At 64.6% G+C, this 5051-nt stretch carries 3 protein-coding genes; 2 read left to right on the top strand and 1 reads right to left on the bottom strand.

Going from position 1 to position 5051, the window contains the following annotated elements; translation table 11 throughout:
- Positions 1–336 precede the first annotated feature (336 nt).
- Together nosP and ABM562_RS21330 are read left to right on the top strand one after the other, a co-directional pair.
- Positions 337–1500: a nitric oxide-sensing protein NosP gene (gene nosP / locus ABM562_RS21335; protein WP_115086707.1), complete on the top strand. Its 1164-nt coding sequence runs from the start codon at positions 337–339 to the stop codon at positions 1498–1500.
- Entirely contained in the window at positions 1430–4009 is a 2580-nt protein-coding gene (locus ABM562_RS21330) for a hybrid sensor histidine kinase/response regulator (RefSeq protein ID WP_460423260.1), read from the top strand. The genes nosP and ABM562_RS21330 overlap by 71 nt, the downstream gene beginning before the upstream one ends.
- Here the strand turns inward: ABM562_RS21330 and ABM562_RS21325 are convergent.
- Entirely contained in the window at positions 3987–4994 is a 1008-nt protein-coding gene (locus ABM562_RS21325; RefSeq protein ID WP_115086705.1) for an aldo/keto reductase, read from the bottom strand. The two genes, ABM562_RS21330 and ABM562_RS21325, sit on opposite strands and share 23 nt — an antisense overlap.
- Positions 4995–5051 lie beyond the last annotated feature (57 nt).

Below are 5051 nucleotides of genomic sequence, written 5' to 3'. Positions count from 1 at the left end.
TGGGAGCCGGACTTGCCGGCGATCGAGCGCGCAGCGGTCGTAATCCAGGCGACGCATGATGTGCTGGCTGTACTGGCCTCATCGCTGGCAAGCCAGCTCCCACAGGTCTTGCACTGCCCCTGGGAGCACAGCCAATCCTGTGGGAGCCGGACTTGCCGGCGATCGAGCGCGCAGCGGTCGTAATCCAGGCGACGCGTTATGTGCATGGCAAGCCAGCTCCCACAGGTTCCGTTCTACAACCAATGCCACCCACACCCAGTACCCAAGTAGCATTCGGCCCGCTCCCGAGCCTCCATAAACTGCCTGCATCCATCAATGCTCACCCAGGAGGCAGCCATGCAGCAGTTTCAAGCCGAGGGGGTGATCAGTGCCGTGTCGCGGGCCAGCGCCGCCGAGCTCGCCGCCCAGGAGCTGGCCAGCCAGCTGCTGCACCCGCACCTGGGCTTTGTGCTGTTCTTCTGCTCCGCCGAGTACGACCTGCCAGCCCTGGCCCAGGCCCTGCAACAGAGCTTCGGGGGCATCCGCCTGGCCGGTTGCACCAGTGCCGGTGAACTGACCCCCGACGGCTATGGCCGGGGCTGCATTACCGCCCTGGGTTTCGATCACCGGCAGTTTTCCATCGCCGCCGAACTGATCGACGCCATGCCGCAGTTCAGCCTAATCCAGGCCCAAGCCACGGTCGAGCGGCTGGTGGGCGAGTGCCGCAGCAACACCCTGGCGCCGATCAAGGGCCACAGCTTTGCCCTGACCCTGCTCGATGGCCTGTCGAGTCGCGAAGAAACCGTGCTGGCAGCGCTCAGCGCGGCGCTGGGCGACATCCCGCATTTTGGCGGCTCGGCGGGTGATGACAACTACCTCAACCACACCCACGTTTACTTCGACGGCGCCTTCCGCACGGGCGCCGCCGTGGTGCTGCTGGTCAATACCTGGCTGGAGTTCGAGGTGTTCACCACCCATCACATCGAGCCGCGCAGCGAAAAACTGGTGGTCACCCGCGCCGACCGCAACCTGCGCCGGGTCTACGAACTCAATGCCGAGCCGGCGGCGCTGGAATACGCACAACTGATCAATGTGCCGGTCAGCCAGATCAACCACCGCACCTTTGCCGCCCACCCGCTGGCGGTGCGTATCAACGAACGTTATTACGTGCGCGCCATCCAGCAGGTGCACGAGGACCTGAGCCTGAGTTTTTACTGCGCAGTAGAGAATGGCATCGTCCTTACCGCCATGCGCCCAGGGCCCTTGCTGCCCAATCTGGAAAACCTGTTCGAAGGGCTGCAACAGCGCCTTGGCCCCTTGCTGCTGACCATCGGTTGCGACTGTTTCCTGCGCCGCCTGGAACTGGAGGGCAGCGACAGCCTGGCCGAGGTCGGCAGCTTCCTGCGCCAACAGCGGGTGCTGGGTTTCAACTCCTATGGAGAACAGTTCAATGGCATGCACATCAACCAGACCTTCACCGGCGTTGCCATCGGACGGCCCCGTGGCCAGCTTGAACAGTGACCAGCGGCTGGCCGAGCTGCAAAGGGCCAACCACAAGCTGCTACGGATCAACGCCGCACTGATCGAACGCCTGGAGTCCGGCGCGGCGCGGCCGGACGACTCCTATGCGGCGTTCCAGCACTCGGTGGTGCTGGCCGAGCAGGTGCGCGAGCGTACCGATGCGCTGAACCAGACCCTGGTCGAGCTCAAGGCCAGCAACCACCTGCTCAGCGATGCCCGCTTGCGTGCGGAAACCGCTCACCAGCACCTGGTCGATGCCATCGAGAGTATCTCCGACGCGTTCGTACTGTTCGATCCGGACTTGCGCATCGTGCTGTTCAACAGCCGCTTCAAAGCGTTCTGGGCCAACAGTCGCATCCGCATCATCAGCGGCATGCGCCTGGCCGAGGTCAAGCGCCTGATGCACAGCAGCGGCCTGTTCCGCGAAGAGCAGCGCGGTGCCAGCGACGAGCACCTGCTGTATCGCCTGCAAGGTGGACGCTGGCTGCAGGTCAGCGAACGGCCGACCCAGGACGGCGGGCGGGTGATGCTGTTCACCGATATCACCGAGGTCAAGCACAGCGAAACCCGCCGCCGCGAGCAGGCGGTGGCGCAGAAGTCCTACTTGCTGCAACGGGCGGTCGACAACCTGTCCCAGGGCGTGGCCATGGTCAATGCCGATGGCGTGCTGGAGTTGTGGAACCGGCGCTTTCTCGAACTCAGCGGCCTGGCGCCGATCGCCGCGCACCGCAGTTTTACCGAGGTGATCGCCGACAGCGAACTGGCGCTGCTGACCCCGGCCAGCCGCGACGGCAACGGCCGCTGCGTGCATGAGCTGGAACAACGTCTGTTCGATGGCCGCATGTTGGAGATTCGCACCCACCCGCTGCCTACCGGCGGCTTCGTCAATACCTTCACCGACATCACCGAACGCTACCAGCACGCCGAGGCCCTGAGCGAAAGCGAACGCTGGATCCGGCTGATCACCGACCATGTACCGGCACTGATCGCCTACCTCAATGCCGAACTGGTCTACGAGTTCACCAACAAGGTCTACGAGCAGTGGTACTGCTGGCCGCCGGGGGTGATGCTCGGGCAGAAACTGCGCGAGGTGCACAGCCCCGAGCACTACCAGCGCCTGGAGGGCTACATCGAGCGGGCGCTGGCCGGCGAGAGCGTGACCTTCGAGTGCGCCGAAACTCACGTCAACGGCCAGCAGCGCTACATGCTGCGCTCCTACGTGCCCAACCGCCTGGCCAGTGGCGAGGTGGTGGGGATCTTCGTGCTGATCCGCGACATCACCGAACGCCGGCGCACTGCGGAGGCCCTGCACCAGGCCTACCAGAACCTCGAAGTGCGGGTGCGCGAACGCACCGCCGAACTGAGCCAGGCCAAGCAGGAGGCCGAGCAGGCCAACCTGTCGAAGACCAAGTTCCTCGCTGCCGTCAGCCATGACCTGTTGCAACCCTTGAATGCGGCGCGGCTGTTCACCAGTGCCTTGCTCGAACAGAGCAGCGCCAACCCGGCGCTGGTGCGCAACGTCAGCAACTCGCTGGATGACGTCGAGAACCTGCTCGGCACCCTGGTGGACATCTCCAAGCTCGATGCCGGGGTGATCAAGGCAGACCTGGCCAGCTTCGCCGTCAGCGACCTGCTCGACAATCTTGCCGCCGAATATGCCCATGCCGCCGCCAGTGAGGGCTTGCGGATGGCGTACGTGCCGTGCGGTCTGAGCGTGCACAGCGATATCCAGCTGTTGGCGCGGATCCTGCGCAACCTGCTCAGCAATGCCATCCGCTACACCCCTGGTGGCCGCGTGTTGCTCGGCTGCCGGCGACGTGGCAAGGCACTGTGGATCGAAGTCTGGGACACCGGCATAGGCATCGCCGAAGACCGCCGCGAGGAAGTCTTCCAGGAGTTCAAGCGCGGTGACGTCCAGCGTCCGGATCAGGATCGCGGCCTGGGGCTCGGGCTGGCCATCGTCGACAAGATCGCCGGGATCCTCGGCCACCGCCTGCAGTTGCGTTCAGTGCCCGGCAAGGGCTCGATGTTTGCCATTGAAGTGCCGCGCAGCCGGCCAGCGCCGAAGCGGGTGGCGGAGCCTGACCTGAGCGAGCCGCTGCGCGAACGCCTGGAAGGCGCACGTATCTGGGTGCTGGATAACGATGCGGCGATCTGCGCAGGTATGCGTACGCTGCTTGAGCAGTGGGGCTGCGAAGTGGTGACGGCCCTGAGCGAGCAGGACCTGGCGCGACAGGTGGCAACCGACAGCGCCGAGGCCGACCTGCTGATTGCCGATTATCATCTGGACAACGGCCGCAATGGCGTCGACGCAGTGGCGGCGATCAACGCCCAACGGCGTACACCGCTAGCGGCGCTGATGATCACCGCCAACTATAGCAACGAGCTCAAGCAGCAGGTGCGCGAACTGGGCCACACCCTGATGCACAAGCCGGTGCGGCCGATGAGGCTCAAGGCCGCGATCAGCCACCTGCTGGGGACCGAACTCAGCGTGGCAAGCGCCCGCTGACGAAGTGCGCGCTGTCGTTGTAGCCGTGAGTCGAGGCGTGGCCGGGGGTGACCAGCGAATCGATGAAGGCTTCGTCTTCAGCGCTGATTTTCACCTCAAGGGCGCCGCTGTAGGTGTCCCACTGGGCCTCGGTGCGCGGGCCGACAATCGCCGAGCTGATCAGCGTGTTATTGAGTACCCAGGCAATCGCGAACTCGACCATGCCAACGCCCTTGGCCTGGGTATAGGCATGGATCTTCTGGGCGATTTCCAGGGATTCAGGGCGCCATTCGGTTTCCAGGATGCGCTTGTCCTGGCGCCCGGCGCGGCTGTTGGCGTCGGGGCTGGCATTGGGCGCGTACTTGCCGCTGAGCACGCCCCGGGCCAGTGGGCTGAACGGCACGATACCCAGGCCGTGGTAGGCGGCGGCAGTGAACTGCTCGGGTTCAGCCTGGCGGTTGACGATGTTGTACAGCGGCTGGCTGACCACCGGCTTGGCCACGCCCAGGCGCTCGGCCAGGTTGCAGATCTCGGCGATGCGCCAGCCACGGAAGTTGGACACCCCCCAGTGGCGGATCTTGCCCTGGCGCAGCAGGTCGCCAATGGCGCTGACGGTGACCTCAAGCGGGGTGTTGTGGTCTTCGCGGTGCAGGTAGTAGATGTCCAGGTAGTCGCTACCCAGGCGGGTCAGGCTGGCTTCGATGGCGTTGAAAATATGCTTGCGGCTCAGGCCGCTGCGGTTGGGCAGGCCCTCGGCAGGGCCGAAACCGACCTTGGAGGCGAGGATCCAGTCCTGGCGGTTGCGGGCGATGGCCTCGCCGACGATTTCTTCGCTGCGCCCGGCGTTGTACACGTCGGCAGTGTCGATGAAATTGATGCCCTGATCCCAGGCCTTGTCGATGATGCGCAGCGAGTCTTCGGTGCTGGTCTGCTCGCCGAACATCATGCTGCCCAGGGTCAGTGCAGACACCTGCAGGCCGCTTTGGCCCAGAGGACGGTAGATCATGATCGAAAGTCCCTTCGCGGTTGGAATTCGATCTGTTTTACACAGTTCCACCTCCGA

The sequence above is a fragment of the Pseudomonas sp. ZL2 genome (assembly GCF_054788455.1).
This window is presented reverse-complemented; position numbering and strand designations above follow the sequence as displayed.

What these genes read in the sequence shown, in the direction of transcription:
- nosP (WP_115086707.1), top strand. Translation starts at nt 337, where the DNA reads ATGCAGCAGTTTCAAGCCGAGGGGGTGATCAGTGCCGTGTCGCGGGCC.
- ABM562_RS21330 (WP_460423260.1), top strand. Translation starts at nt 1,430, where the DNA reads ATGGCATGCACATCAACCAGACCTTCACCGGCGTTGCCATCGGACGGC.
- ABM562_RS21325 (WP_115086705.1), bottom strand. Translation starts at nt 4,994, where the DNA reads ATGATCTACCGTCCTCTGGGCCAAAGCGGCCTGCAGGTGTCTGCACTG.